Below are 25004 nucleotides of genomic sequence, written 5' to 3'. Positions count from 1 at the left end.
CGTCACGGCACCGTGCCGCCCCGGGTCACGCCTTCGCCCGGTACGCCCGCATGGCCAGCGGGTAGAAGACGACGGCTATGCCCGCCGCCCAGACCAGCGACCACAGCACGGGCCGGCCCACCTCACCGCCCAGCAGCAGCCCGCGGAACGCGTCCGACAGGTGCGTCACCGGGTTGACGTGGACCCAGGCCTGGAGCCAGCCCGGCATGGTGTCGACCACGACGAACGCGCTGCTGGTGAACGTGATCGGGAAGATCAGCGTGAAGCCGAACGCCTGCACCTTCTCCGCGTCGCCCGCGAGCATCCCGATGAGCACCGCGCACCACGACACGGCCGCCGCGAAGGCGATCAGCAGCAGGGCGCCCGCCAGGAACCCGAACAGCCCGCCGGTGATGCGGAAGCCGAGCGCCAGGCCCAGGCCGAGCATCAGCAGCATCGCCCACAGGTGCTTGGCCAGGTCGGCGGTGATCCGGCCGATAAGTGGCGCGGACCGGGCTATCGGCAGGCTCCGCAGCCGGTCGAACACCCCTTTCGTCAGGTCGGTGTTGAGGGCCATCGCCGTGTAGATGGTCATGAAGAGCGTGTTCTGGACGATGATCCCCGGCAGCGCGTACTTCAGGTACGCGTCCGGCGACCCCGCCATCTGCCCGCCCATCACATACGTGAAGAGGAACACGAACATGATCGGCGTGATGCTGTAGTCGACCAGCTCCAGCGGGTTGTGCTTGACGGCCACCAGGCTCCGCCAGGCCATCGTGGCCGTCTGCCGCAGGCCCGCGCCCGGCCGCACCCGGCCGCTCGCGGTCAGGGGCGCACCGGCCGTCGTGGCGGTCATGCCGAACTCACCACCTTCTCGATGTCGCTGTCGTCGGGCTCCGGCGTCTCCTGGCCCGGCTCCGGCTCCGCGCGGTGCCCGGTCAGCGCCAGGAACACCTCGTCCAGGGAGGAGCGGCGCAGCGTCAGCTCGCCCACCGCGATCCCCGCCCCGTCCAACCGCCGTACGACGGCGGGCATCAGCTCCGGGCCGTTCACCGGGGCGATGATCACGTCGCCCTCGATCTGCGTCTGCCGCCCGGCCGCCTCGGCCACCAGGGCGTGGGCGGTCGACAGGTCATGGGGCCGCACCGGCCGCACCTGGAGCACCTGGCCGCCCACCTGGGACTTCAGCTCGTCGGGCGTGCCCTCGGCGATGACCCGGCCCTTGTCGATCACCACGATGTCGTCGGCGAGCATGTCCGCCTCGTTCAGATACTGCGTGGTCAGCAGGGCGGTCACCCCCTCTGCGACCAGGCCGCGCAGCATGTCCCACAGCTCGCCGCGGCTGCGCGGGTCCAGGCCCGTGGTCGGCTCGTCGAGGAACAGGATCCGCGGCCGCCCCACCAGGCTCGCCGCCAGGTCCAGCCTGCGCCGCATGCCGCCCGAGTACGTCTTCACCGCGCGCCCCGCCGCGTCGGCCAGCCCGAAGCGGTCCAGCAGCTCCGCCGCCCGCGCTCTGGCCTCCCGGCGCGGTATCCCCAGCAGCCGACCGATCAGCAGCAGGTTCTCCGTGCCCGTGAGGTTCTCGTCGACCGCGGCGTACTGCCCGGTCAGGCCGACGAGCGAGCGCACGAGCCCCGCCTCCCGCACCACGTCGTGCCCGGCGACCAGCGCCCGGCCGGCATCGGGCTGGATCAACGTGGCGAAGATCCGTACCGCCGTGGTCTTCCCCGCCCCATTGGGCCCCAGCAGCCCCAGCACCGTCCCGGTGCGGGCGGCCAGGTCCACGCCGTCCAGCGCCTGGGTCTCCTTGAACCGTTTGGCCAGGCCTTCCGCCTGGATCGCGTACGTCATGGGACCGTCCCCTCGGCTCGGGTCGTCGTGCCGCGAGCGCCGGAGCCCCGACGCCCACCTTCCCCACAACTGTGACGCACGCCACTGACATTCCAGTCGGACGAAGGATGGCCGGGGTGACCGAGCACACGGCCCACAACACCGCCGCAAGGACGACAATGGCCTGTGTGATCACTTCGCCGCCACGAAGCGCCGCCGCCCACCGCCGTGCGGAGACCACTCCGTACGTCGACCTCACCCGCGAGGAGTGGAGCGCGCTGCGCGACAAGACGCCGCTGCCCCTCACCGCCGAGGAGGTCGAGCGGTTGCGCGGTCTCGGCGACGTCATCGACCTCGACGAGGTCCGCGACATCTACCTCCCGCTCTCCCGCCTCCTCAACCTGTACGTCGGCGCCACGGCCAACCTGCGCGGCGCGCTCAACACGTTCCTCGGCGAGAAGAGCGCCCAGCGCGGCACGCCGTTCGTCATAGGGGTCGCCGGCTCCGTCGCGGTGGGCAAGTCGACCGTCGCCCGTCTCCTCCAGGCGCTGCTCGCCCGCTGGCCCGAGCACCCGCGCGTGGAGCGGGTCACCACCGACGGGTTCCTGCTCCCGATGAAGGAGCTCCAGGAGCGCGGCCTGATGTCCAGGAAGGGCTTCCCCGAGTCGTACGACCGGCGCGCCCTGACCCGGTTCGTCGCCGACATCAAGGCGGGCAAGGACGAGGTCACCGCCCCCGTCTACTCGCACCTGATCTACGACATCGTCCCCGGGGAGCGCCTCACGGTCCGGCGCCCGGACATCCTGATCGTCGAGGGCCTGAACGTCCTCCAGCCCGCGCTGCCCGGCAAGGACGGCCGCACGCGGGTCGGCCTGGCCGACTACTTCGACTTCTCGGTGTACGTCGACGCCCGCCCCGAGGACATCGAGGCCTGGTACCTGAATCGTTTCCGCAAGTTGCGCGCGACCGCCTTCCAGGACCCCTCCTCGTACTTCCGCAAGTACACGCAGGTCAGCGAGGAGGAGGCGCTGGACTACGCCCGCACCATGTGGCGGACGATCAACAAGGTGAATCTGCTGGAGAACGTGGCACCGACGCGCGGGCGTGCCACCCTCGTCGTACGCAAGGGCCCGGACCACAAGGTCCAGCGCCTCTCCCTCCGCAAGCTCTGAAGGGGTCTCCCGGCCGTGCTGCACCTGCGCCTGATCGTCCCGGCCGACCGTACCGACGAGGTGGTCGGCACCATCGAGAAGACGGTCGGCACGACGCACCTCGCCGTCATCCCCGGCGCCGCCCGTGACCCGGCCGGCGACCTCGTGCTGTGCGACGTGGCGCGCGAGGCGGGCGACGGGCTGATCTCCGACCTGTGCGCCCTGGGCATCGACAAGTCGGGCTCGATCGCCGTCGAGGACATCGGCCTGTCGCTCTCGAAGCACGCGGAGAAGGCCGAGGACGACGCGCCCGGCGAGGGCGCGGACGCGGTGCTGTGGGAGCAGCTCCAGGACGCCACGCACGAGGAGTCGACGCTCAGCGTGACGTACGTGGCGTTCCTGACGCTCGCCACGATGATCGCGGCCTGCGGCGTGGTCCTGGACAACGCCATCCTGATCGTGGGCGCGATGGCCGTGGGCCCGGAGTTCGGCCCGCTGGCCGGGATCTGTACGGCGCTGGTGCAGCGCCGGCCTCGCCTGGCCGTGCGGTCGCTGGCCGCCCTGATCGTGGGCTTCGCGGCGGCCATGGCGCTGACGGTGCTGTTCAGCCTGGCCATGGACGCGCTGGGGCTGTTCACCGAGACCAGGCTGAACGGCGACCGCCCCAACACCGGCTTCATCTACGCGCCCGACTGGTTCTCGTTCGTCGTCGGCCTCCTGGCGGGGGCAGCCGGCACGCTGTCGCTGACGTCCGCGAAGTCCGGCGCGCTGGTGGGGGTGGCCATCTCGGTCACCACCGTCCCCGCGGCGGCCAACGCGGCCGTGGCCCTGGGGTACGGCGACCTCGGCCAGACCAAGGGCTCCGTCGAGCAGCTCCTGCTGAACCTGCTCGCGATCGTGCTCGCCGGCACGGTGACGCTGCTGACGCAGAAGTACTTCTGGGCGCGGCAGCGCCGCCGTACGCAGCGGGCCTAGCGGTACGTACGCGAAAGGGGCGCCCCACCGGCAACGGCGGGGCGCCCCTTCACGCCGGCGGTCAGCCCAGCGCGGACTTCACCACGTCGGCGAGCTCCCCGGCGACCGACCGGGCCTGCTCGATGTCGGCGGCCTCGACCATGACGCGGACGAGCGGCTCGGTGCCCGAGGGACGCAGCAGGACCCGCCCGGTGCTGCCGAGGCGGCGCTCGGCGTCCGCGACGGCGGTGCCCAGCTCGGGGGAGGTCTTCACGCGCGTCTTGTCGACGTCCTTGACGTTGATCAGGACCTGCGGCAGCCGCTCCATGACTCCGGCCAGCTCGGCCAGCGACCGCCCGGTCGCCGCCACGCGCGCCGCCAGCAGCAGACCGGTCAGGGTGCCGTCGCCGGTGGTGGCGTGGTCGAGCACGATGACGTGCCCGGACTGCTCGCCACCGAGCGCGTACCCGTGCTCCTTCATCGACTCCAGTACGTAACGGTCGCCGACCGCCGTCTGGACGAGCTGGAGGCCCTCGCGCTCCATGGCGAGCTTGAAGCCCAGGTTCGACATCACGGTCGCGACGACGGTGTCACCGCGCAGCGTCCCCGCCTCGCGCATGGCGAGCGCGAGGACGGCGAGGATCTGGTCCCCGTCCACCTCGGCGCCCGTGTGGTCCACGGCCAGGCAGCGGTCGGCGTCGCCGTCGTGCGCGATGCCGAGGTCGGCGCCGTGCTCGACGACGGCGGCCTTCAGCATCTCCAGGTGGGTGGAGCCGCAGCCGTCGTTGATGTTGAGCCCGTCAGGGGTGGCGCCGATCGTGATGACCTCGGCCCCGGCCTGCTGGAACGCGGCGGGCGACACACCCGACGCGGCGCCGTGCGCCTCGTCCAGCACGATCTTGAGCCCGTCGAGCCGGTTCGGCAGCACGGACAGCAGGTGGGCGACGTACTGGTCGAAGCCCTCCTTGTAGTCGGCGACCCGGCCGACCCCGGCGCCGGTGGGCCGGTCCCACGGCTCACCGGTGCGGTGCTGCTCGTACACCGCCTCGATCCGGTCCTCCAGCTCGTCGGCCAGCTTGTGGCCGCCGCGCGCGAAGAACTTGATGCCGTTGTCCGGCATGGCGTTGTGGCTGGCGGAGAGCATCACGCCCAGGTCGGCACCGAGCGCGCCCGTCAGGTACGCGACGGCCGGCGTCGGCAGCACGCCGACCCGCATGACGTCCACGCCCGCGCTCGCGAGGCCGGCCACGACGGCGGCCTCCAGAAACTCTCCCGACGCACGCGGGTCACGCCCGACCACGGCGGTCGGCCGGTGTCCTTCAAAGGTCCCCGCTTCGGCGAGCACGTGCGCCGCCGCGACCGACAGGCCGAGCGCGAGCTCCGCCGTCAGATCCGCGTTGGCGACACCGCGCACACCGTCCGTGCCGAAGAGTCGTCCCACAGCCATCCTCCGAGTTACTCCGAAAAAGCAAGGTGAAGCGTATAGACGTACGCCCCGGCAGCACGGAGGTGCCGCCGGGGCGTACGTTGAGCAGACCGAGCAGGCGTGATTAGCGCTTGCTGTACTGCGGGGCCTTACGGGCCTTCTTGAGACCGGCCTTCTTGCGCTCGACGGCACGGTCGTCGCGGCTCAGGAAGCCGGCCTTCTTCAGCGGGCCGCGGTTGTTGTCCACGTCCGCCTCGTTCAGCGCGCGGGCCACACCGAGGCGCAGGGCGCCGGCCTGGCCGGAGACGCCGCCACCCGAGATGCGGGCGATGACGTCGTAGCGGTTGTCGAGCTCGAGCACCTTGAAGGGCTCGTTGACTTCCTGCTGGTGCACCTTGTTCGGGAAGTAGTCCTCGAGGGTGCGACCGTTGATCTTCCACTTGCCGGTGCCCGGGACGATCCGGACGCGGGCGATGGCGTTCTTGCGGCGGCCCAGGCCGGCGGCCGGCTGCGGCTCGCCGAAGCGGGACGCCAGCGACTCGGAGGTGTACTCACCCTCGACGGGGACCTCGGACTCGAAGGTGGTGACCTCGGCGTAGGTCTCCTCGCCCTCGATGGGGTTCTCAACAGTGGTCTCGGCCACGATGCTCCTCAGATTCTTTTCGTCTTAGGGGGTGGCCGGACTTACTGCGCGACCTGGGTGATCTCGAACGGGACCGGCTGCTGGGCAGCGTGCGGGTGGTTCTCGCCCGCGTAGACCTTCAGCTTCGAGAGCATCTGACGGCCAAGGGTGTTCTTGGGGAGCATGCCCTTGACGGCCTTCTCAACGGCCTTCTCGGGGTTCTTCTCAAGCAGCTCGTCGTAGCGGACGGAGCGCAGACCACCCGGGTAACCGGAGTGGCGGTACGCCATCTTCTGGGTCCGCTTGTTGCCGGACAGGTGCACCTTGTCGGCGTTGATGATGATGACGAAGTCACCAGCGTCAACGTGCGGCGCATAGATCGGCTTGTGCTTGCCCCGCAGAAGGGTGGCGGCGGTGGTCGCCAGACGGCCCAGGACGATGTCCTGCGCGTCGATGATGTGCCACTGGCGCGTCACATCGCCGGGCTTGGGGCTGTACGTACGCACGGTCGTAGCCTTCGCTTCTTCAGTGAGTGGGTCCTGACAAGGCCACCCGGACGATCACGACAGCCTTGACCGCACATCGGGGACGCAACCCGAGTGCGTGTCGCTGGTCATCGGCCCGGTGGACCGGCGTAACGGCCTCTCACGTGAGAACGAGCAAGCCAATACGCATAACGAACCAGAAGGATACGCCGCGTGCCCCGTACGGGTCAAAACAGCCCCGCCCACCCCTTGGCGCACGGGGCCTCCGGCCCCCCGCGTGGCGGCCCACCCCACCCGCCACGAGCGCCCCGGCACCGGCTCCCGGGGCGCGGCCCCGAAGCCCGCTCCTACCGCGCTCGCTCCACCCGCCGCTCGTCCCACACCGGCTCCGGCACTTCCCGGACCACGCCGTCCGCGCCGAAGACCAGGTACCGGTCGAACGAGTGCGCGAACCAGCGGTCGTGCGTGACGGCCAGCACCGTCCCCTCGTACGCCTCCAGCCCCGCCTGGAGGGCCTCCGCCGACTCCAGGTCCAGGTTGTCCGTCGGCTCGTCCAGGAGCAGCGCCGTGGTGCCCGACAGCTCCAGCAGCAGGATCTGGAACCGGGCCTGCTGGCCGCCCGAGAGCCGGTCGAAGACCTGGTCGCCCTGGCGCTCCAGCTCGTAGCGCCGCAGCACGGACATCGCACCGCCACGGTCCTTCGCGTGCTCGGTCCACAGGATGTCGACAAGCGTGCGGCCCATCAGCTCCGGGTGGGCGTGCGTCTGGGCGAAGTGCCCGGGCACCACCCGCGCGCCCAGCTTCCACGACCCCGTGTGAGCGATCTCCTCCCCCGCCAGCAGCCGCAGGAAGTGCGACTTGCCCGAGCCGTTCGACCCGAGAACCGCGACCCGCTCCCCGTAGAAGACCTCCAGATCGAAGGGCTTCATCAGCCCCACGAGCTCCAGCCCCGCGCACGTCACCGCCCGCACCCCGGTGCGCCCGCCACGCAGCCGCATCCGGATGTCCTGCTCACGCGGCGGCTCCGGCGGCGGACCGGCCTCCTCGAACTTCCGCAGCCGGGTCTGGGCGGCCTGGTAGCGGGAGGCCAGCCCGTCGTTGAACGCGGCCTTGTTCTTCAGGGTGTTGACCAGTTGCTTGAGCTGGGCGTGCTTCTCCTCCCAGCGCCGCAGCAACTCCTCGAACCGCGCGAACCGCTCCCGCCGCGCCTCGTGGAACGTCCCGAAGCCGCCACCGTGCACCCACACGTCCGACCCCGCCGGTCCCGGCTCCACCGCCACGATCTTCTCGGCCGCCCGGGCCAGCAGCTCCCGGTCGTGCGACACGAACAGCACCGTCTTGCGGGTCTCGGCCAGCCGCTCCTCCAGCCACCGCTTGCCGGGGACGTCCAGGTAGTTGTCCGGCTCGTCGAGCAGCAGCACCTCTTCCGGGCCGCGCAGCAGCGCCTCCAGCACGAGCCGCTTCTGCTCGCCCCCGCTGAGCGTCCGCACGTCCCGGAACTGCGCCTTCTCGTACGGCACGCCCAGCGCCGCCATGGTGCACATGTCCCAGACGGTCTCGGCCTCGTACCCCCGCGCCTCCGCCCAGTCGCTCAGCGCCTGCGCGTACGCCATCTGCGCGGCCTCGTCGTCCACGGTCAGGATCCGGTGCTCGGCGGCGTCCACCGCGGCCGCCGCCTCCCTGATCCGCGCCGGCGCGACCGACACCAGCAGGTCCCGCACGCTCCGCTCGTCCCGTACCGACCCGACGAACTGCGGCATCACGCCCAGCCCGCCGCCGACGGTCACCGTCCCCCCGTGCGGCTGGAGCTCCCCCGAGATCAGCCGGAGCAGCGTCGTCTTACCGGCCCCGTTCGCGCCGACGAGCGCCACCACCGCGCCCTCGCCCACCCGGAACGAGACGTCGCCGAGCAGCACCCGTCCGTCCGGCAGGTAGTACTCCAGATGCGCGACCTCTACATGTCCCATGCCCCGCATTGTCGCCGGGGGCGGACCCCCGCCCCAACCGGTTTAGGATGCGCGGCATGAGCTTTGGGGGACCGCAGTGGCCGCAGCAGCCGCAAGATCCGTACCAGCAGGATCCGTACCGGCAGGACCCGTACCAGCAGGGCGCGTACCAGCAGAACCAGCCGTACACGGCCGACACGCCGGACTGGAGCGCCCTCGCCGAGGCGTCGGAGAAGCGCACGCGCCGTAGGCGCCTGCTGCTCGCCGGCGGTGCCGTGCTCGCCACCGGGCTCGTGGGCACCATGATCGCGATGGCCATCGTCTCCACGAACACGAAGGACGACGACGGCGCCAACCTCGCGGACACCACCAGCGGCGCCCCCGAGCTGCCCACCGACACCGCCAAGCCCCAGCCGTCCTTCTCCTCGGTCGCTCCCCCGCCCCCGCCGAACCCGATGGACTTCATCTCCAGCGCCCAGAAGGACAAGGCACCGCTCAGCGCGGAGTCCCTCTTCCCCGGCAAGAAGCTCACGATGGGCGACCGCGTCTACGCCAAGGGCGCCACCGCCTCCACCACCAACTGCGCGGCTGCCGCCGAGGACGGCCTCGGCGCGGTCCTGGACAAGCACGGCTGCACACGCGTCATCCGTGCCACGTACGAGAGGGACGGCGTCGCCATCACGGTCGGCGTCGCGCTGTTCGACACCAAGGCGGCCGCCCTCAAGGCCAAGGACGACGCCCGGGGCGGCGTCACCCCGCTCGCCGGGTCCGGCGTCAACGGCTTCTGCCAGGCCCAGACGGTCTGCCTGCGCCGCGCGAACGCGATCGGCCGGTACGCCTACTTCACGCAGGCGGGCTTCACCAGCGGCAAGAAGGTCACCAAGAGCGACGAGGCGGTCTTCAAGACCAGCGACGACCTCGGGACCTTCGCCTTCAACCAGATCTACGCCCGCGGCCGCACCCAGGCGTCAGCAGCAGCCACCGCTCCCGCCACGGGCGGCCAGTGACCGCTTGTTGCGGGCCTCCAGGTTCCTGGCGGCCAGCAGCTCGTCGGCCGGGTAGCCGACCTCCTCCAGCGTGAGCCCGTGCGGCCGTACGACGTGGACGGCCGAGTCCCGCACGCCCGCCGCCAGCACCTTGCCCGGCCAGTCCACCGGCCGGTGCCCGTCCCCGACGAACAGCAGCGCGCCGACCAGCGAGCGGACCATGTTGTGGCAGAAGGCGTCCGCCTTGACCGTGGCCTCCAGGACACCGGACGGCAGCCGCTCCCACCGCAGCTCCTGGAGCGTACGGATGGTCGTCGCGCCGTCCCGCTTCTTGCAGTACGCGGCGAAGTCGTGCTCGCCCAGCAGCGGCTCGGCGGCCGCGTTCATGGCGTCGACGTCCAGCGGCCAGTCGTGCCACAGGATGTGCCCGCGCAGCAGGGGGTCGACCCCGCCCGGCTGGTCGGTCACCCGGTACGCATACCGCCGCCATATCGCCGAGAACCGCGCGTTGAACCCGGCCGGCGCCTCCTCGACCTTCCACACCCGCACGTCGTGCGCCAGCCGCCCGGCCAGCCGCCGCAGGAGTTTGTCCCTGTGCTCGGCCCACAGGGCCTCCGGCAGATCGACGTGGGCGACCTGCCCGCGCGCGTGGACGCCCGCGTCGGTCCGCCCGGCCACGGTCAGCTCGTACGTCTCGGACGACCGCGTCACCGTGCGCAGCGCGTCCTCGATGTCGCCCTGCACGGTCCGCTGCCCGCCGGCCTGCTTGGCCCAGCCGTGGAAGTCCTTGCCGTCGTAGGACAGGTCCAGCCGTACCCGTACGAAACCGGGCTTCACGTCATCGCTCACGCGTCAATCCTCTCAAGCCGAACGGGCCCGCCCCCCGAGAGGGGCGGGCCCGTCCGTCAGCCGTCAGAACGCTCAGGCGTCCTTGGACTCCTCGGCCGGAGCCTCGGCGGCCTCGTCGGCCTTGGTCTCCTCGACCTTGGCCTCCTCGGCCTCCTTCACCGCGCGCTTGGTCGCGGCCTCGGCCTCGGCGACGGTCGCCTTCTTGGCGATCTCGCCCTCGACCAGCTCGATGACCGCCATCGGGGCGTTGTCGCCACGACGGTTGCCGATCTTGGTGATGCGGGTGTAGCCACCCGGGCGCTCGGCGTAGCGCGGGGCGATCTCGGTGAAGAGCGTGTGGACGACGCCCTTGTCCGTGATCGTCTGCAGCACCAGGCGACGGTTGTGGATGTCGCCCTTCTTCGCCTTGGTGATCAGGCGCTCGGCGACCGGACGCAGGCGGCGGGCCTTGGCCTCGGTCGTGGTGATGCGGCCGTGCTCGAAGAGCGACTTCGCGAGGTTCGCGAGGAGCAGCTTCTCGTGCGCGGCGCTGCCGCCCAGACGGGCACCCTTGGCGGGCTTCGGCATGGTGTTTCTCCTTGTGATCTGCCCCGGCCGTATCAGGTACCGGGGTCAGGGCCCCGCAGGCGGTCGCCTGCGGGCAGCAATCAGTACTGCTCGGTCTCGACGAAGCCCGCGTCCGCGTCGTCGTCGGCGCCGAAGGCGTCGGCGGCGGCGGTCGGGTCGAATCCGGGCGGGCTGTCCTTCAGGGCCAGGCCCATGCCGGCCAGCTTCGCCTTGACCTCGTCGATCGACTTCGCACCGAAGTTGCGGATGTCGAGCAGGTCGGCCTCGGAGCGCGCCACGAGCTCACCCACGGAGTGGATGCCCTCGCGCTTGAGGCAGTTGTACGAACGAACGGTGAGCTCGAGCTCCTCGATCGGCAGCGCCAGGTCGGCGGCGAGGGCGGCGTCCGTGGGGGACGGGCCCATGTCGATGCCCTCGGCGTCGATGTTGAGCTCGCGGGCCAGACCGAACAGCTCGACCAGCGTCTTACCGGCGGACGCCATGGCGTCGCGCGGCCGCATGGCCTGCTTGGTCTCGACGTCGACGATCAGCTTGTCGAAGTCGGTGCGCTGCTCGACTCGGGTCGCCTCGACCTTGTAGGTGACCTTGAGGACGGGGCTGTAGATCGAGTCGACCGGGATACGGCCGATCTCCTGGCCCACCTGCTTGTTCTGAACGGCGGAGACGTAGCCGCGACCGCGCTCGACGGTCAGCTCCATCTCGAGCTTGCCCTTGCCGTTCAGCGTGGCGAGCACCAGGTCGGGGTTGTGCACCTCGACACCGGCCGGCGGGGCGATGTCGGCCGCGGTCACGAGGCCCGGGCCCTGCTTGCGCAGGTACATCACGACCGGCTCGTCGTGCTCGCTGGACACGACCAGCTGCTTGATGTTGAGGATGAGGTCGGTGACGTCCTCCTTGACGCCCGGCACGGTGGTGAACTCGTGCAGGACACCGTCGATGCGGATGGACGTGACGGCCGCACCCGGGATCGAGGAGAGGAGCGTACGGCGAAGCGAGTTGCCGAGCGTGTAGCCGAAGCCCGGCTCCAGCGGCTCGATGACGAACCGCGAGCGGTACTCGTCAACAACCTCTTCGGTCAGCGAGGGACGCTGAGCGATAAGCATGGTGTGTTTCCTTCAGTCGTGGACGCCCGCTATTTGACGTCCTCGGATACAGCAAGGATACGGGCGGCACGACCCCGAAGAGCCGTACCGCCCGGAACCTCACAGAACAAGCAGCAGCCGTGCGTCAGACGCGGCGGCGCTTGGGCGGACGGCAGCCGTGCTGCGAATTCCCGGGGGATAACCCCCGGACCCCCAGCAGACCGCCGCCCCGTCCGCAGCCGTGCGTCAGACGCGGCGGCGCTTGGGCGGACGGCAGCCGTTGTGCGGCGTGGGGGTGACGTCCTGGATCGAGCCGACCTCGAGGCCGGTGGCCTGGAGGGAACGGATCGCGGTCTCACGGCCGGAGCCCGGACCCTTGACGAAGACGTCGACCTTGCGCATGCCGTGCTCCTGCGCGCGGCGGGCGGCCGACTCGGCGGCCATCTGCGCGGCGAAGGGGGTGGACTTGCGCGAGCCCTTGAAGCCGACGTGGCCGGCGGAGGCCCAGGAGATCACGTTGCCCGAGGGGTCGGTGATCGAAACGATGGTGTTGTTGAACGTGCTCTTGATGTGGGCGTGCCCGTGAGCGACGTTCTTCTTTTCCTTGCGGCGCACCTTCTTGGCAGCGCCCTGACGACCCTTGGGGGGCATGTCTTAACTCCTACGGGAGGTGGTCGGTCCTACAGCGAAGACCGTGGACAGTCGTCCGCTGCGGACTACTTCTTGCCCGGCTTCTTCTTGCCGGCGATGGCGCGACGCGGGCCCTTGCGGGTACGAGCGTTCGTGCTGGTGCGCTGGCCGTGGACCGGCAGACCGCGACGGTGGCGGAGACCCTGGTAGCAGCCGATCTCGACCTTGCGGCGGATGTCGGCCTGGATCTCGCGACGGAGGTCACCCTCGGTCTTGATGTTGTTGTCCACGTACTCGCGGATCTTGACCAGGTCCTCTTCGGACAGGTCACGAACGCGGGTGTTCGGGTTCACACCGGTGGAGGCGAGGGTCTCCTTCGCCAGGGTGCGGCCGATACCGAAGACGTAGGTGAGTGCGACCTCCACGCGCTTGTCGCGCGGGATGTCAACACCGGAAACGCGTGCCATTCAATGGCTCCTGTGTGTTTCGGGGGTCTTCCGCAGTGCCGCTCCGTGGCCGCCGTACGAGGTACGGACCAGGTCCCCGGCCCCCACCGGAGGTATCGCCGACCCTGTCAGGGTTTGGCGGGCACTGCGTATGTACGAAATTGCTCGCGTCGCGCGAAGAACTGCGGAGGTGCAGGTCGGCGTGCGTCAGCCCTGGCGCTGCTTGTGGCGCAGGTTGTCGCAGATGACCATGACCCGGCCGTGACGGCGGATCACCTTGCACTTGTCGCAGATCTTCTTGACGCTCGGCTTGACCTTCATGGGATGTGAGGTTCTCCGGGTCAGTGCCACCACCCCACGCGTGGGGCGCGACAAGATCTACTTGTATCGGTAGACGATCCGCCCACGCGTCAGGTCGTACGGAGACAGCTCCACGACGACCCGGTCGTCCGGGAGGATACGGATGTAGTGCATCCGCATCTTGCCGGAGATGTGCGCGAGGACCTTGTGACCGTTCTGGAGCTCCACCTTGAACATGGCGTTCGGCAGGGACTCGATCACGGTGCCCTCAATTTCGATGGCACCTTGCTTCTTGGCCACGCTTCGCCCTTCGAATCGGCTACCTTGATCGACTCCCGTCACCGTGTGCGGACACACGGGTACACGAGAGCCGACGCATCAGTCTACGTCAGCCCTCTGGAAAAGACGAATCCGGAGAGCTTGCCCACGCTCGTAGATCGTTACCCCCGCCCCGACGCACCCGCCCCGCGCACCCGCACCCGGGACCGCGCACGCCGCTGCGCCGGCCTCCGTCGGCGGCCGGGGCGACCGGCGCCGGACGGCCGTCACGCCAGCGGGTCCGGGGCCGCCGTGACGCCCAGCTCGGCGAGCTTGGCCTTGCCGCCGTCCGGGGCCGTGAGGACCAGGGGGCCCTGGTCGGTGAGGGCCACGGAGTGCTCCCAGTGGGATGACCAGGTGCCGTCCGTCGTGATGACGGTCCAGTCGTCCTCCAGGACCTCCGTGCGCGGCGTGCCGAGCGACACCATCGGCTCGATCGCCAGGCAGAAGCCGGGCACCAGCTTCGGTCCCTTGCCGCGCTTGCGGGAGACGTAGTTCAGCAGGTGCGGGTCCATGTGCATCTCGGTGCCGATGCCGTGGCCGCCGTAGTCCTCGATGATCCCGAACTTGCCCAGGCTGTGCTCGCCCGTGGCCGGGCGCGGCTGGCGGCGAATGTAGGTCTCGATCGCCCGGGAGATGTCCACCAGCCGGTTGCCGTTCTTCATGGCGGCGATGCCGTGCCACATCGACTCCTCGGTCACCCGGGAGAGCTCGATCAGCTCCGGGGCATGACCGGAGCCCACAAAGGCCGTGTAGGCCGCGTCGCCGTGCCAGCCGTCGACGATCGCGCCGCAGTCGATGGAGATGATGTCGCCGTCCTTCAGGACGACGTCGTCGCTCGGGATGCCGTGGACGACGACCTCGTTCACGGACGTGCAGATCGTCGCGGGGAACCCGCCGTACCCCAGGAAGTTCGACTTCGCACCGTGGTCGGCGATCACCTTCCGCGCGACCTCGTCCAGGTCCTTCGTCGTCGCGCCGGGCACCGCCGCCTCACGCGTCGCCGCGTGGATGGCGGCGACGACCAGCCCCGCCTCGCGCATCTTCGCGATCTGCTCGGGAGTCTTGAGCTGCACCATGACGGCTGACGCCTTTCCAGAGGGATGGAACCCATGTTCCAGGAGTACGGAGTAACCCCCACCACGATACGGCCGTCGTGACCCCGTCACGTCCCGGAAGGGAGGCGGGAAACGCCTCGGCCGCGGTGCCCACCAGGGGGCACCGCGGCCGAAACACAAACACGGGGAAGAACTAGGCGGCCTGCTCGCCGCGCCCCTTCAGCGCCTCCATCGCGCGCTCGGTCACCTCGTCGACCTTGCCGAGCGCGGAGATGGTGACCACCAGGCCCTGGGCCCGGTAGTAGTCGATGATCGGCTCGGTCTGCGTGTGGTAGACCTCCAGCCGCTTGCGGACGGTCTCCTCGGAGTCGTCGTCGCGCTGGTACAGCTCACCGCCGCAAACGTCGCAGACGCCCTCGGTCTTCGGCGGCGCGTACGTCACGTGGAACACGTGCGCGCTGTCGTTGCGGCAGATGCGGCGGCCCGCGATCCGCTTGACGACCTCGTCCTCCTCGACCTCCAGGTCGAGGACCGCGTCCAGCTTCATGCCCTCGGCGTCCAGCGTGGTGTCGAGCGCCTCGGCCTGGGCCACGTTGCGCGGGAAGCCGTCCAGCAGGAAGCCGTTCACGGCGTCCGGCTGCTCCATGCGGTCCTTGGCCATCCCGATGGTGACCTCGTCGGGTACGAGGTTGCCGGCGTCCATGTACGCCTTGGCCTGCTTGCCCAGCTCCGTGCCCTGACTGATGTTGGCGCGGAACAGGTCGCCCGTGGAGATGTGCGGAATCGACAGGTTCTTGGCAAGGAACGCGGCCTGCGTTCCCTTGCCCGCACCGGGCGGTCCGACGAGGACGATACGCATCAGCGGAGGAACCCTTCGTAATTGCGCTGCTGGAGCTGGCTCTCGATCTGCTTCACGGTCTCCAGCCCCACACCCACGATGATGAGGATGCTCGTCCCGCCGAACGGGAAGTTGGCATTGGCGCCACCGAAGCCTGCCAACGCCATCGTCGGCACAAGAGCGATCAGACCCAGATACAGCGAGCCCGGCCAGGTGATCCTGTTGAGCACGTAGCTCAGGTACTCGGCAGTAGGTCGACCAGCCCGGATGCCCGGGATGAAGCCACCATACTTCTTCATGTTGTCCGCGACTTCCTCGGGGTTGAACGAGATCGCCACATAGAAGAAGGCGAAGAACACGATCAACAGGAAGTAGACGGTGATGTAGTAGGGGTGGTCACCCTTGACGAAGTGGGCTTCGATCCAGGTCTTCCACCCGGAGGTGGAGTTCGAGAACTGGGCGATCAAGGCCGGGATGTAGAGCAGCGACGAGGCGAAGATGACAGGAATCACACCTGCCTGGTTCACCTTGAGCGGGATGTAAGTGGACGTACCGCCGTAGGACCTGCGGCCGATCATGCGCTTCGCGTACTGGACCGGGATGCGGCGCTGGGCCTGCTCGACGAAGACGACCAGGGCCACCATCACGAAGCCGATCAGGATGACGGTGCCGAACTCGATCCAGCCCTGGGCGAGCTTGCCGCTCACCTTGATGGCCCACAGGGCGCCCGGGAAGCCGGCGGCGATCGAGATGAACATCAGGATCGACATGCCGTTGCCGATGCCGCGGTCGGTGATCAGCTCACCGAGCCACATCACGACGGCGGTGCCCGCGGTCATGGTGATGACCATGAGGATGGTGGCGAAGATCGACCGGTCCGGAACCACCTGGCTCGCCACCGTGCAGCCGCTGAAGAGCGCGCCGGTGCGGGCGGTCGCCACCAGGCCGGTGCCCTGGAGGATCGCGAGCGCGATCGTCAGGTAACGCGTGTACTGCGTGATCTTGGCGGTACCGGCCTGTCCCTCCTTCTTGAGGGCCTCGAGGCGCGGGATGACCACGGTCAGTAGCTGCAGGATGATGCTCGCCGTGATGTACGGCATGATGCCGAGCGCGAAGATGGTGATCTGCAGAAGCGCCCCGCCGCTGAACAGGTTCACCAGGCCGAGCAGGCTGTTGCCGCCCTTGCTGGCCTCGTCCACACACTGCTGGACGGACTGGTAGTCGACACCGGGAACGGGAATGTGCGCCCCGAGCCGGTAGATCACGATGATGCCCAGCGTGAAGAGCAGCTTCTTGCGCAGGTCGGGCGTCTTGAACGCCCGGGCGAACGCGGTGAGCACGGTGCCTCCTGCGACCCCCGCGTTACGCGCGTGAGGGTGACGGTTTGGTAAGTGAGTAGATACAAACACGGCAGCCTTACGCCACGGGGGCAGACTGCCGGGACACTAACAGCGGCTACCATACCCGGCCGCCACGCCCGCGTGAAACGTCACTCAGGCACGTCAACTGCGGGTAACCCGAATCATCCTCGGGCGACCGGTCGCCGCGGCCCCCCACCAGGACAACGGCCCAGCGACGCGTTTGGCGTCCGAGTCGGGGCAGCCATGGTGAAGATGTCCGAAAGTCGATGTGAACCGGCGTGAACCGGCGTGAAGCCGCGTGAAGGACGCCCCGTGAAGCCGGGTGACCGGCGTGGCACGCACCGGTGACCCGGCGCGGCGCGCACCAGCACGCATCACCGGTGCCAAAAGAGCCTGGCCGACGCCCACGAGGGGCGCCGGCCAGGCTCTTTTCCGTCGGTGCGACGGGGTCCGTCAGGACGAGGCTCAGACGAGCTCGGTGACGGTGCCGCCCGCGGCGGTGATCTTCTCCTTGGCGGAGCCGGAGACGGCGTCAACCGAAACCTGCAGCGCCACGGAGATCTCGCCCTGGCCCAGGACCTTGACGAGGCTGTTCTTGCGCACGGCACCCTTGTCGACCAGGTCGGCAACGGTGACCTCGCCACCCTGCGGGTACAGGGCCGCGAGCTTGTCCAGGTTCACGACCTGGTACTCGGTGCGGAACGGGTTCTTGAAGCCCTTCAGCTTCGGGAGACGCATGTGGAGGGGCATCTGCCCACCCTCGAAGCGCTCCGGAACCTGGTAGCGGGCCTTCGTGCCCTTGGTACCACGACCGGCCGTCTTACCCTTCGACGCCTCACCACGACCCACACGGGTCTTGGCGGTCTTGGCGCCCGGGGCGGGACGGAGGTTGTGGACCTTCAGCGGGTTCTGCTCCGCCATGTCAGTCGACCTCCTCGACCGTCACGAGGTGGCGGACGGTGTGCACCATTCCGCGGAACTCGGGGCGGTCCTCCTTGACGACCACGTCACCCAGGCGCTTGAGGCCCAGGGAACGAAGGGTGTCGCGGTGGTTCTGCTTGCTGCCGATGTACGACTTCGTCTGCGTGACCTTGAGGCGAGCCATTACGCACCCGCCCCCGCACGCGCACGGAGAAGAGCCGCGGGAGCGACGTCCTCGAGGGGCAGACCACGGCGAGCCGCGATCTCCTCGGGACGCTGCAGGCCCTTGAGGGCCTCCACGGTCGCGTGCACGATGTTGATCGCGTTGTCGGAGCCGAGCGACTTCGACAGGATGTCGTGAACGCCGGCGCACTCGAGCACGGCACGCACCGGGCCACCGGCGATAACACCGGTACCGGGGGAAGCCGGCTTGAGCAGGACGACGCCCGCGGCCTTCTCACCCTGGATCGGGTGCGGGATGGTGCCCTGGATACGGGGGACCTTGAAGAAGTGCTTCTTGGCCTCCTCCACACCCTTGGCGATGGCGGCCGGCACCTCCTTGGCCTTGCCGTAACCGACACCCACGGTGCCGTCACCGTCGCCCACCACGACCAGCGCGGTGAAGCTGAAGCGACGACCACCCTTCACAACCTTGGCGACGCGGTTGATCGCGACAACGCGCTCAACGTACGCGGTCTTCTCGGCGGCAGCAGCGCCGCCGTCACGGCCCTTCCGGTCCCGCCGCTCGCCGCCACCGGCACCGCTTCCGCGGCGCTGGGGTCCAGCCATTGGACTTTCCCTTCCTAGTCTTCCTTGCGGAACCGGCTCAGAACTTCAGGCCGGCTTCACGGGCGGCGTCCGCCAGGGCGGCGATGCGCCCGGCGTACTGGTTGCCGCCACGGTCGAACACGACAGCCTCGACGCCGGCGGCCTTCGCACGCTCGGCCACGAGCTGGCCGACCTGCTTCGCCTTCGCCGACTTGTCGCCTTCGCCGCCGCGGATGGACGCGTCCAGGGTGGACGCCGACGCCAGGGTGTGACCCTTGAGGTCGTCGATGACCTGAGCGGTGATGCCGCGGTTGGACCGGGTCACGACGAGGCGCGGACGCTCCGCCGTACCCGCGATCTTCTTGCGGATGCGGATGTGGCGACGCTTCAGAGCAGCGCCCTTGTAGGCCTTGCCCTTGGCAATCTTCACGCCGTATGCCATGGCTTACTTACCAGCCTTTCCGACCTTGCGGCGGATGACCTCACCCGCGTACTTCACGCCCTTGGCCTTGTAGGGGTCGGGCTTGCGAAGCTTGCGGATGTTCGCGGCGACCTCGCCGACCTTCTGCTTGTCGATGCCCTCGACCGAGAACTTGGTCGGCGACTCGACCTTGAAGGAGATGCCCTCGGGGGCCTCCACCAGGATCGGGTGGCTGTAGCCGAGCTGGAACTCCAGGCTGGAGCCCTTCGCGGCCACGCGGTAACCGACACCGCTGATCTCGAGCGCCTTGGTGTACCCCTGGGTCACACCGGTGATCATGTTGGCCACCAGCGTGCGGGACAGGCCGTGCAGGGCCTTGTTCTGACGCTCGTCGTTCGGGCGGGTGACGTTCAGAACGCCGTCCTCGCCCTTGACGATCTCGATCGGCGCGGCGACGGTGTGGCTCAGGGTGCCCTTGGAACCCTTCACCGTGACCGTGCGGCCCTCGATGGTGACGTCCACGCCGGCGGGAACCGTGATGGGGAGCTTGCCGATACGCGACATTGGCTTTTCCTCCGTTCCCGACTACCAGACGTAGGCGAGGACTTCCCCACCCACGCCCTTCTTCTGCGCCTGCTGGCCGGTCAGGAGGCCGTGGGACGTGGAGATGATCGCCACGCCCAGACCGCCGAGGACCTTCGGCAGGTTGGTGGACTTCGCGTAAACCCGCAGACCGGGCTTCGAGATCCGCTTGATGCCCGCGATGGAGCGCTCACGGTTCGGACCGAACTTGAGCTCGAGGACGAGGTTCTTGCCAACCTCGGCGTCCTCGACGCGCCAGCCCGTGATGAAGCCCTCCTGCTGGAGGATTTCCGCGATGTGAGACTTGATCTTGCTGTGCGGCATCGTCACGGTGTCGTGGTACGCCGAGTTCGCGTTCCGCAGACGCGTAAGCATGTCTGCGATCGGATCAGTCATGGTCATGAATTGGCCTTCGGCCTCTCTCGCCGGGGTTTCCTGTATGCGCCATCCCTCTCCCCGCTCATGGGCGGGACGGGTGCGGTGCGGGGACCTACGGCGTAGTAAGTCGTACGGGCGGCAGGCGCCCAACCCCACAAGCCTACGACATGTGGAGAAGGGCTCCTGCCGACCAGATGCTTACCGAGAGACTCCGGTCATCCCAATTGAGGGATTACCAGGAGCTCTTGGTCACGCCCGGCAGCTCGCCACGGTGAGCCATCTCACGGAGGCACACGCGGCACAGGCCGAACTTGCGGTAGACGGAGTGCGGACGACCGCAGCGCTGGCAGCGGGTGTACGCGCGCACGCCGAACTTGGGCTTGCGGGCAGCCTTCGCGATGAGAGCCTTCTTCGCCATCTCGCTTACGCCTCCTTGAACGGGAAGCCGAGGTGACGGAGGAGCGCACGGCCCTCTTCGTCGTTGGTCGCCGTGGTCACCACGGTGATGTCCATACCCCGGACACGGTCGATCTTGTCCTGGTCGATCTCGTGGAACATGACCTGCTCCGTGAGACCGAAGGTGTAGTTGCCACGGCCGTCGAACTGCTTGGGGGACAGGCCGCGGAAGTCGCGGATGCGCGGGAGCGCGAGCGACAGGGTGCGGTCCAGGAACTCCCACATGCGGTCGCCACGGAGCGTGACGTGGGCACCGATCGGCTGGCCCTCACGCAGCTTGAACTGCGCGATGGACTTGCGGGCCTTGGTGACGGCCGGCTTCTGACCGGTGATCGTGGTGAGGTCCTTGATGGCACCCTCGATCAGCTTGGAGTCGCGGGCGGCGTCGCCCACACCCATGTTGACCACGATCTTCACGAGGCCGGGAACCTGCATGACGTTCTCGTACGAGAACTCCTCACGCAGCTTGCCCGCGATCTCCTCGCGGTACTTCGTCTTGAGACGCGGAGTGGTGGTGGTAGCCATCAGATGTCCTCACCCGTCCGCTTGGCAACGCGGATCTTGTTGCCCTCGTCGTCGAAGCGGTAACCGACGCGGGTCACGACCTTCTTGCCGTCCTTCTCCACGACGAGCTGAACGTTGCTCACGTGGATCGGGGCCTCGGTGGTGACGATGCCGCCGGTCTGCGAACCGCGAGCGGTCTGACCGGCCTTGGTGTGCTTCTTGACCCGGTTGACACCCTCGACCAGGACGCGGTCCTCACGGGGGAAGGCCGCGATGACCTTGCCCTGCTTGCCCTTGTCCTTGCCGGTGATGACCTGAACCAGGTCGCCCTTCTTGATCTTCATGCTTACAGCACCTCCGGCGCGAGCGAGATGATCTTCATGAACTTCTTCTCGCGCAGCTCACGGCCCACGGGGCCGAAGATACGGGTGCCGCGAGGGTCGCCGTCGTTCTTCAGAATGACGGCGGCGTTCTCGTCGAAGCGGATGTACGAGCCGTCCTGGCGGCGGCGCTCCTTGACGGTGCGAACGATGACCGCCTTGACGACGTCACCCTTCTTCACGTTGCCACCGGGGATCGCATCCTTGACGGTGGCGACGATGACGTCACCGATGCCCGCGTAGCGGCGACCGGAACCACCGAGAACACGGATGCAAAGGATTTCCTTGGCACCAGTGTTGTCGGCGACACGCAGTCGCGACTCCTGCTGGATCACGTCTATCTCCTGATTGTCTGCCGGTTCCCGGCAGGGGCGCCTCTGACGAGGTCAGCCCCTGCCGAGCCTGGCGGAACGAACTCGGGGGAAACCCCCCGAGCGATTACTTGGCCTTCTCGAGGATCTCGACGACGCGCCAGCGCTTGGTCGCGGACAGCGGCCGGGTCTCCATGAGGAGGACGCGGTCGCCGACACCCGCGGCGTTCTGCTCGTCGTGCGCCTTGAGCTTGTTCGTACGGCGGATGACCTTGCCGTACAGCGCGTGCTTGACGCGGTCCTCGACGGCGACGACGACGGTCTTGTCCATCTTGTCGCTGACGACCAGACCCTCACGGGTCTTGCGGAAACCGCGCGCTTCCTTGTTCTCAGTCACGTTGCTCTCGCTCATCAGGCGTTCTCCACCGTCTCGATGCCGAGCTCGCGCTCACGCATCAGGGTGTAGATCCGGGCGATGTCCTTGCGGACGGCCTTCAGCCGGCCGTGGTTCTCGAGCTGGCCCGTCGCCGCCTGGAAGCGGAGGTTGAACAGCTCTTCCTTGGCCTCGCGGAGCTTGGCGACAAGCTCCTCGTTGCCCAGCTCGCGCAGCTCGGACGCCTTGGTACCGGCCGACATCACAGCTCACCTGCCTCGCGCTTGACGATCTTGCACTTCATCGGCAGCTTGTGGGCGGCACGAGTCAGAGCCTCACGCGCGATCTTCTCGTTCGGGTAGGACAGCTCGAACATCACCCGACCGGGCTTGACGTTCGCGATCCACCACTCCGGAGAACCCTTACCGGAACCCATGCGGGTCTCGGCCGGCTTCTTCGTGAGCGGACGGTCCGGGTAGATGTTGATCCAGACCTTGCCGCCACGCTTGATGTGGCGGGTCATGGCGATACGCGCGGCCTCGATCTGGCGGTTGGTCACATAGGCCGGGGTGAGGGCCTGAATGCCGTACTCGCCGAACGCAACCTGCGTGCCACCCTTGGCCATACCGTTGCGCTTCGGGTGGTGCTGCTTGCGGTGCTTGACCCTACGGGGGATCAGCATTTCGGTCAGGCCTCCGTTCCGGTGCTCTCAGCCGGAGCAGCGGCAGCGGCCTCGGCCTTGGGGGCCTCGGCAGCGGAACCGGTCTGCTGCGGCTTGCGACCGCGACCGCCACGCTCGCCACCGCGGCCACCACGGGCCGGGCGGTCAGCGCCACCACGGGCCGGGCGGTTGCCGGCGCGGGCAGCGGCGTTCTCGGCGCGGACCTCGGCGATGTTCTTGACGTCGCCCTTGTAGATCCAGACCTTCACGCCGATGCGGCCGAAGGTGGTCTTGGCCTCGAAGAAGCCGTACTCGACGTTCGCGCGCAGCGTGTGCAGCGGCACACGACCCTCGCGGTAGAACTCCGAGCGGGACATCTCGGCGCCGCCGAGACGGCCACCACACTGGATCTTGATGCCCTTGGCGCCCGCCTTCATGGCCGACTGCATGCTCTTACGCATGGCGCGGCGGAAGGAGACGCGGGAGGACAGCTGCTCGGCAACGGCCTGGGCCACGAGCTGAGCGTCGACCTCGGGGTTCTTGACCTCGAGGATGTTGAGCTGGACCTGCTTGCCCGTGAGCTTCTCGAGGTCACCGCGGATGCGGTCGGCCTCGGCGCCACGGCGGCCGATGACGATGCCCGGACGCGCGGTGTGGATGTCCACGCGGACACGGTCACGGGTGCGCTCGATCTCAACCTTCGAGATGCCGGCGCGCTCCATGCCGGACGTCATCATCCGACGGATGGCGACGTCTTCCTTGACGTAGTCCTTGTACAGCTTGTCGGCGTACCAGCGCGACTTGAAGTCGGTGGTGATGCCGAGCCGGAACCCGTGCGGGTTTACCTTCTGGCCCATTACCGGGTTCCTTCCTTGCTGGCGACGACCACGGTGATGTGGCTGGTCCGCTTGCGGATCCGGTAGGCACGGCCCTGGGCACGCGGACGGAACCGCTTCAGGGTCGGGCCCTCGTCGACGTACGCCTCGCTGATGTACAGCGAAGAGGCGTCCGTGTGGTCGTAGTTGTGCGCGGCGTTGGCAATGGCGCTGTCCAGCACCTTGCCCACCGGCACGCTCGCGGCCTGCGGGGCGAAACGCAGGACCGCCTGAGCCTCCGTGGCGTCCATGCCACGGATGAGGTCCACCACGCGGCGGGCCTTCATGGGCGTGACGCGGATGTACCGCGCCTGGGCCCTGGCTTCCATGGTTGTCCCTTCAGTGTCTGACACGTTCGTCATGGTCTTTCACCCCGCTACTAGCGGCGCTTCGACTTCCGGTCTTCCTTGACGTGACCCCGGAAGGTGCGCGTCGGCGAGAACTCGCCGAGCTTGTGGCCGACCATCGACTCGGTGACGAACACCGGGATGTGGGTCTTGCCGTTGTGCACCGCGATCGTGTGGCCGAGCATGGCCGGGACGATCATCGAGCGACGGGACCAGGTCTTGATGACGTTCTTGGTGCCTGCTTCGTTCTGGGCGTCCACCTTCTTGATCAGGTGGTCGTCGACGAAGGGCCCCTTCTTGAGACTGCGCGGCATCTAAACCCGCTCCTAGCGCTTCTTGTTCGTCTTGCGGCGGCGGACGATGTACTTGTTGCTCGCCTTCTTGGGAGAACGAGTACGACCCTCCTTCTGACCCCAGGGGGAGACCGGGTGGCGACCACCGGAGGTCTTGCCCTCACCACCACCGTGCGGGTGGTCAACCGGGTTCATGGCGACACCACGAACGGTCGGGCGAACGCCCAGCCAGCGCTTGCGGCCGGCCTTGCCCCAGTTGATGTTCGACTGCTCGGCGTTGCCGACCTCGCCGATGGTGGCGCGGCAGCGGACGTCGACCAGGCGGATCTCACCGGACGGCATGCGCAGGTGGGCCATCTGGCCCTCCTTCGCGAGCAGCTGCACGGAGGCACCCGCGGAGCGGGCGAACTTGGCGCCGCCACCGGGACGGAGCTCGATCGCGTGGATCGTGGTACCGACCGGGATGTTGCGCAGCGCCAGGTTGTTGCCGGGCTTGATGTCGGCGCCGGGGCCGTTCTCGACCCGGTCGCCCTGGTTCAGGCCACGCGGGGCGATGATGTAGCGCTTCTCGCCGTCCACGTAGTGGAGGAGCGCGATGCGCGCGGTGCGGTTGGGGTCGTACTCGATGTGAGCGACCTTGGCCGGCACGCCGTCCTTGTCGTGACGACGGAAGTCGATCACGCGGTAGGCGCGCTTGTGGCCACCGCCCTGGTGACGGACGGTCACACGACCGGTGTTGTTACGGCCGCCCTTGCTGTGCAGGGGGCGGACCAGCGACTTCTCCGGCGTGGACCGCGTGATCTCGACAAAGTCGGCGACGCTGGAGCCACGACGGCCCGGAGTCGTCGGCTTGTACTTGCGGATACCCATTTCTCAGTCCTCGTCCGATATTCGGACCAGGGCGCT

Annotated in this window: 36 protein-coding genes; 3 read left to right on the top strand and 33 right to left on the bottom strand. The window is 68.5% G+C overall.

All coding sequences use genetic code 11. The annotated features are described in order from the left end of the window. Positions 1-25: 25 nt before the first annotated feature. Positions 26-835 (bottom strand): ABC transporter permease, encoded by an 810-nt coding sequence (locus AB0J57_RS24700; protein WP_366130448.1) that lies wholly within the window; start codon positions 833-835, stop codon positions 26-28. After that, a complete protein-coding gene (locus AB0J57_RS24695) occupies positions 832-1830 on the bottom strand; it encodes an ATP-binding cassette domain-containing protein (protein WP_366130447.1) in 999 nt (332 codons plus the stop codon). Before AB0J57_RS24695 ends, AB0J57_RS24700 begins: the two co-directional genes overlap by 4 nt. 158 nt (positions 1831-1988) lie before the next feature. Here AB0J57_RS24695 and coaA point away from each other — a divergent pair, with 158 nt between their 5' ends. Both coaA and AB0J57_RS24685 read left to right on the top strand, forming a co-directional pair. After that, the gene (coaA, locus tag AB0J57_RS24690; protein WP_366130586.1) at positions 1989-2981 is read left to right on the top strand and encodes a type I pantothenate kinase; all 993 of its coding nucleotides are present in this window, start codon (positions 1989-1991) and stop codon (positions 2979-2981) included. 15 nt (positions 2982-2996) lie between these two features. After that, on the top strand, positions 2997-3935 hold the full coding sequence (locus AB0J57_RS24685) for a DUF389 domain-containing protein (protein WP_366130446.1): 939 nt from the start codon (positions 2997-2999) through the stop codon (positions 3933-3935). Between the two features lie 61 nt (positions 3936-3996). On the opposite strand, the gene glmM is transcribed toward AB0J57_RS24685, so the two are convergent. The 4 genes from glmM to AB0J57_RS24665 all read right to left on the bottom strand — a co-directional run bounded on the left by glmM (position 3997) and on the right by AB0J57_RS24665 (position 8414). Next, positions 3997-5355 (bottom strand): phosphoglucosamine mutase, encoded by a 1359-nt coding sequence (gene glmM, locus AB0J57_RS24680; protein ID WP_366130585.1) that lies wholly within the window; start codon positions 5353-5355, stop codon positions 3997-3999. Between the two features lie 109 nt (positions 5356-5464). Further along, positions 5465-5983 (bottom strand): 30S ribosomal protein S9, encoded by a 519-nt coding sequence (rpsI, locus tag AB0J57_RS24675; protein WP_031076704.1) that lies wholly within the window; start codon positions 5981-5983, stop codon positions 5465-5467. 41 nt (positions 5984-6024) lie between these two features. Further along, positions 6025-6468, bottom strand: a complete 444-nt coding sequence (rplM, locus tag AB0J57_RS24670; RefSeq protein WP_105868316.1) for a 50S ribosomal protein L13 — start codon at positions 6466-6468, stop codon at positions 6025-6027. Between the two features lie 326 nt (positions 6469-6794). Beyond that, entirely contained in the window at positions 6795-8414 is a 1620-nt protein-coding gene (locus AB0J57_RS24665) for an ATP-binding cassette domain-containing protein (protein WP_366130445.1), read from the bottom strand. A 56-nt stretch (positions 8415-8470) separates the two neighbouring features. Here AB0J57_RS24665 and AB0J57_RS24660 point away from each other — a divergent pair, with 56 nt between their 5' ends. Then, on the top strand, positions 8471-9400 hold the full coding sequence (locus AB0J57_RS24660) for a hypothetical protein (protein ID WP_366130444.1): 930 nt from the start codon (positions 8471-8473) through the stop codon (positions 9398-9400). On the opposite strand, the gene truA is transcribed toward AB0J57_RS24660, so the two are convergent. From truA to rplB, 27 genes are all read right to left on the bottom strand, one after another. After that, positions 9362-10228: a tRNA pseudouridine(38-40) synthase TruA gene (gene truA / locus AB0J57_RS24655; RefSeq protein ID WP_366130443.1), complete on the bottom strand. Its 867-nt coding sequence runs from the start codon at positions 10226-10228 to the stop codon at positions 9362-9364. The genes AB0J57_RS24660 and truA overlap by 39 nt on opposite strands. Positions 10229-10300: 72 nt before the next feature. Further along, positions 10301-10795, bottom strand: a complete 495-nt coding sequence (gene rplQ, locus AB0J57_RS24650) for a 50S ribosomal protein L17 (RefSeq protein ID WP_366130442.1) — start codon at positions 10793-10795, stop codon at positions 10301-10303. Positions 10796-10875: 80 nt separating this feature from the next. Then, entirely contained in the window at positions 10876-11898 is a 1023-nt protein-coding gene (locus AB0J57_RS24645; protein ID WP_003956430.1) for a DNA-directed RNA polymerase subunit alpha, read from the bottom strand. A gap of 225 nt (positions 11899-12123) precedes the next feature. Next, positions 12124-12528, bottom strand: coding sequence for a 30S ribosomal protein S11 (gene rpsK, locus AB0J57_RS24640; RefSeq protein ID WP_003956432.1), 405 nt, complete (start codon positions 12526-12528; stop codon positions 12124-12126). A gap of 65 nt (positions 12529-12593) precedes the next feature. Beyond that, a complete protein-coding gene (rpsM, locus tag AB0J57_RS24635) occupies positions 12594-12974 on the bottom strand; it encodes a 30S ribosomal protein S13 (protein WP_366130441.1) in 381 nt (126 codons plus the stop codon). A gap of 186 nt (positions 12975-13160) precedes the next feature. Then, positions 13161-13274: a 50S ribosomal protein L36 gene (gene rpmJ / locus AB0J57_RS24630; protein ID WP_003956441.1), complete on the bottom strand. Its 114-nt coding sequence runs from the start codon at positions 13272-13274 to the stop codon at positions 13161-13163. A 57-nt stretch (positions 13275-13331) separates the two neighbouring features. Next, a complete protein-coding gene (gene infA / locus AB0J57_RS24625) occupies positions 13332-13553 on the bottom strand; it encodes a translation initiation factor IF-1 (RefSeq protein WP_003956442.1) in 222 nt (73 codons plus the stop codon). 245 nt (positions 13554-13798) lie between these two features. Further along, complete coding sequence (gene map / locus AB0J57_RS24620) at positions 13799-14650, bottom strand: type I methionyl aminopeptidase (protein WP_366130440.1); 852 nt, start codon at positions 14648-14650, stop codon at positions 13799-13801. A 172-nt stretch (positions 14651-14822) separates the two neighbouring features. After that, positions 14823-15488, bottom strand: coding sequence for an adenylate kinase (locus tag AB0J57_RS24615; protein ID WP_366130439.1), 666 nt, complete (start codon positions 15486-15488; stop codon positions 14823-14825). Next, positions 15488-16807: a preprotein translocase subunit SecY gene (secY, locus tag AB0J57_RS24610; protein WP_366130438.1), complete on the bottom strand. Its 1320-nt coding sequence runs from the start codon at positions 16805-16807 to the stop codon at positions 15488-15490. The genes AB0J57_RS24615 and secY overlap by 1 nt, the downstream gene beginning before the upstream one ends. Before the next feature lie 486 nt (positions 16808-17293). Next, entirely contained in the window at positions 17294-17749 is a 456-nt protein-coding gene (rplO, locus tag AB0J57_RS24605; protein WP_366130437.1) for a 50S ribosomal protein L15, read from the bottom strand. A 1-nt stretch (position 17750) separates the two neighbouring features. Continuing rightward, complete coding sequence (gene rpmD / locus AB0J57_RS24600) at positions 17751-17933, bottom strand: 50S ribosomal protein L30 (protein WP_041130781.1); 183 nt, start codon at positions 17931-17933, stop codon at positions 17751-17753. Next, a complete protein-coding gene (gene rpsE / locus AB0J57_RS24595) occupies positions 17933-18538 on the bottom strand; it encodes a 30S ribosomal protein S5 (protein ID WP_030201551.1) in 606 nt (201 codons plus the stop codon). Before rpsE ends, rpmD begins: the two co-directional genes overlap by 1 nt. A 37-nt stretch (positions 18539-18575) precedes the next feature. Next, positions 18576-18959: a 50S ribosomal protein L18 gene (gene rplR, locus AB0J57_RS24590; RefSeq protein WP_126886731.1), complete on the bottom strand. Its 384-nt coding sequence runs from the start codon at positions 18957-18959 to the stop codon at positions 18576-18578. Positions 18960-18962: 3 nt separating this feature from the next. Continuing rightward, positions 18963-19502 (bottom strand): 50S ribosomal protein L6, encoded by a 540-nt coding sequence (rplF, locus tag AB0J57_RS24585; protein ID WP_126886730.1) that lies wholly within the window; start codon positions 19500-19502, stop codon positions 18963-18965. A 21-nt stretch (positions 19503-19523) separates the two neighbouring features. Further along, on the bottom strand, positions 19524-19922 hold the full coding sequence (gene rpsH / locus AB0J57_RS24580) for a 30S ribosomal protein S8 (RefSeq protein WP_073753488.1): 399 nt from the start codon (positions 19920-19922) through the stop codon (positions 19524-19526). A gap of 208 nt (positions 19923-20130) precedes the next feature. Beyond that, positions 20131-20316, bottom strand: a complete 186-nt coding sequence (locus tag AB0J57_RS24575; RefSeq protein ID WP_003956452.1) for a type Z 30S ribosomal protein S14 — start codon at positions 20314-20316, stop codon at positions 20131-20133. A 5-nt stretch (positions 20317-20321) separates the two neighbouring features. Next, on the bottom strand, positions 20322-20879 hold the full coding sequence (gene rplE / locus AB0J57_RS24570) for a 50S ribosomal protein L5 (protein WP_073753487.1): 558 nt from the start codon (positions 20877-20879) through the stop codon (positions 20322-20324). Next, complete coding sequence (gene rplX / locus AB0J57_RS24565; protein WP_073753485.1) at positions 20879-21202, bottom strand: 50S ribosomal protein L24; 324 nt, start codon at positions 21200-21202, stop codon at positions 20879-20881. The genes rplE and rplX overlap by 1 nt, the downstream gene beginning before the upstream one ends. 2 nt (positions 21203-21204) lie before the next feature. Beyond that, positions 21205-21573 (bottom strand): 50S ribosomal protein L14, encoded by a 369-nt coding sequence (gene rplN, locus AB0J57_RS24560; protein WP_003956455.1) that lies wholly within the window; start codon positions 21571-21573, stop codon positions 21205-21207. Between the two features lie 103 nt (positions 21574-21676). Next, positions 21677-21961 (bottom strand): 30S ribosomal protein S17, encoded by a 285-nt coding sequence (gene rpsQ, locus AB0J57_RS24555; RefSeq protein WP_039656223.1) that lies wholly within the window; start codon positions 21959-21961, stop codon positions 21677-21679. Then, the gene (rpmC, locus tag AB0J57_RS24550; protein ID WP_030759371.1) at positions 21961-22185 is read right to left on the bottom strand and encodes a 50S ribosomal protein L29; all 225 of its coding nucleotides are present in this window, start codon (positions 22183-22185) and stop codon (positions 21961-21963) included. Before rpmC ends, rpsQ begins: the two co-directional genes overlap by 1 nt. Continuing rightward, positions 22185-22604 (bottom strand): 50S ribosomal protein L16, encoded by a 420-nt coding sequence (gene rplP, locus AB0J57_RS24545; protein ID WP_126886729.1) that lies wholly within the window; start codon positions 22602-22604, stop codon positions 22185-22187. The genes rpmC and rplP overlap by 1 nt, the downstream gene beginning before the upstream one ends. A 5-nt stretch (positions 22605-22609) precedes the next feature. Continuing rightward, a complete protein-coding gene (gene rpsC, locus AB0J57_RS24540) occupies positions 22610-23440 on the bottom strand; it encodes a 30S ribosomal protein S3 (RefSeq protein WP_366130435.1) in 831 nt (276 codons plus the stop codon). Next, positions 23440-23787 (bottom strand): 50S ribosomal protein L22, encoded by a 348-nt coding sequence (gene rplV / locus AB0J57_RS24535; protein WP_366130434.1) that lies wholly within the window; start codon positions 23785-23787, stop codon positions 23440-23442. Before rplV ends, rpsC begins: the two co-directional genes overlap by 1 nt. Positions 23788-23837: 50 nt before the next feature. Further along, positions 23838-24119 (bottom strand): 30S ribosomal protein S19, encoded by a 282-nt coding sequence (gene rpsS, locus AB0J57_RS24530; RefSeq protein ID WP_004984529.1) that lies wholly within the window; start codon positions 24117-24119, stop codon positions 23838-23840. A gap of 12 nt (positions 24120-24131) precedes the next feature. After that, the gene (gene rplB, locus AB0J57_RS24525; RefSeq protein WP_018847502.1) at positions 24132-24968 is read right to left on the bottom strand and encodes a 50S ribosomal protein L2; all 837 of its coding nucleotides are present in this window, start codon (positions 24966-24968) and stop codon (positions 24132-24134) included. Between the last annotated feature and the right edge of the window lie 36 nt (positions 24969-25004).

Origin of the sequence: Streptomyces sp. NPDC049837 (assembly GCF_040674455.1) — a bacterium.
In the GTDB taxonomy this organism is placed as follows: domain Bacteria; phylum Actinomycetota; class Actinomycetes; order Streptomycetales; family Streptomycetaceae; genus Streptomyces.
The sequence above is the reverse complement of the archived record's forward strand: the minus strand, read 5'-3'. Positions and strand labels throughout refer to the sequence as shown.

Coding starts and splice junctions, on each gene's coding strand:
- rpsE (WP_030201551.1), bottom strand. CDS start 18,538: ATGGCTGGACCCCAGCGCCGCGGAAGCGGTGCCGGTGGCGGCGAGCGG.
- rpsM (WP_366130441.1), bottom strand. CDS start 12,974: ATGGCACGCGTTTCCGGTGTTGACATCCCGCGCGACAAGCGCGTGGAG.
- map (WP_366130440.1), bottom strand. CDS start 14,650: ATGGTGCAGCTCAAGACTCCCGAGCAGATCGCGAAGATGCGCGAGGCG.
- rpsH (WP_073753488.1), bottom strand. CDS start 19,922: ATGACCATGACTGATCCGATCGCAGACATGCTTACGCGTCTGCGGAAC.
- rpsC (WP_366130435.1), bottom strand. CDS start 23,440: ATGGGCCAGAAGGTAAACCCGCACGGGTTCCGGCTCGGCATCACCACC.
- AB0J57_RS24575 (WP_003956452.1), bottom strand. CDS start 20,316: ATGGCGAAGAAGGCTCTCATCGCGAAGGCTGCCCGCAAGCCCAAGTTC.
- rplP (WP_126886729.1), bottom strand. CDS start 22,604: ATGCTGATCCCCCGTAGGGTCAAGCACCGCAAGCAGCACCACCCGAAG.
- rpmJ (WP_003956441.1), bottom strand. CDS start 13,274: ATGAAGGTCAAGCCGAGCGTCAAGAAGATCTGCGACAAGTGCAAGGTG.
- AB0J57_RS24695 (WP_366130447.1), bottom strand. CDS start 1,830: ATGACGTACGCGATCCAGGCGGAAGGCCTGGCCAAACGGTTCAAGGAG.
- rplF (WP_126886730.1), bottom strand. CDS start 19,502: ATGTCGCGTATCGGCAAGCTCCCCATCACGGTTCCCGCCGGCGTGGAC.
- rplV (WP_366130434.1), bottom strand. CDS start 23,787: ATGGAAGCCAGGGCCCAGGCGCGGTACATCCGCGTCACGCCCATGAAG.
- rpsS (WP_004984529.1), bottom strand. CDS start 24,119: ATGCCGCGCAGTCTCAAGAAGGGGCCCTTCGTCGACGACCACCTGATC.
- AB0J57_RS24615 (WP_366130439.1), bottom strand. CDS start 15,488: ATGCGTATCGTCCTCGTCGGACCGCCCGGTGCGGGCAAGGGAACGCAG.
- rplB (WP_018847502.1), bottom strand. CDS start 24,968: ATGGGTATCCGCAAGTACAAGCCGACGACTCCGGGCCGTCGTGGCTCC.
- rplR (WP_126886731.1), bottom strand. CDS start 18,959: ATGGCATACGGCGTGAAGATTGCCAAGGGCAAGGCCTACAAGGGCGCT.
- rplO (WP_366130437.1), bottom strand. CDS start 17,749: ATGGCGGAGCAGAACCCGCTGAAGGTCCACAACCTCCGTCCCGCCCCG.
- rpmC (WP_030759371.1), bottom strand. CDS start 22,185: ATGTCGGCCGGTACCAAGGCGTCCGAGCTGCGCGAGCTGGGCAACGAG.
- rpsK (WP_003956432.1), bottom strand. CDS start 12,528: ATGCCCCCCAAGGGTCGTCAGGGCGCTGCCAAGAAGGTGCGCCGCAAG.
- coaA (WP_366130586.1), top strand. CDS start 1,989: ATGGCCTGTGTGATCACTTCGCCGCCACGAAGCGCCGCCGCCCACCGC.
- AB0J57_RS24665 (WP_366130445.1), bottom strand. CDS start 8,414: ATGGGACATGTAGAGGTCGCGCATCTGGAGTACTACCTGCCGGACGGA.
- rplE (WP_073753487.1), bottom strand. CDS start 20,879: ATGGCTACCACCACCACTCCGCGTCTCAAGACGAAGTACCGCGAGGAG.
- rplX (WP_073753485.1), bottom strand. CDS start 21,202: ATGAAGATCAAGAAGGGCGACCTGGTTCAGGTCATCACCGGCAAGGAC.
- rplQ (WP_366130442.1), bottom strand. CDS start 10,795: ATGCCGAAGCCCGCCAAGGGTGCCCGTCTGGGCGGCAGCGCCGCGCAC.
- rpmD (WP_041130781.1), bottom strand. CDS start 17,933: ATGGCTCGCCTCAAGGTCACGCAGACGAAGTCGTACATCGGCAGCAAG.
- AB0J57_RS24700 (WP_366130448.1), bottom strand. CDS start 835: ATGACCGCCACGACGGCCGGTGCGCCCCTGACCGCGAGCGGCCGGGTG.
- AB0J57_RS24660 (WP_366130444.1), top strand. CDS start 8,471: ATGAGCTTTGGGGGACCGCAGTGGCCGCAGCAGCCGCAAGATCCGTAC.
- AB0J57_RS24645 (WP_003956430.1), bottom strand. CDS start 11,898: ATGCTTATCGCTCAGCGTCCCTCGCTGACCGAAGAGGTTGTTGACGAG.
- rpsQ (WP_039656223.1), bottom strand. CDS start 21,961: ATGAGCGAGAGCAACGTGACTGAGAACAAGGAAGCGCGCGGTTTCCGC.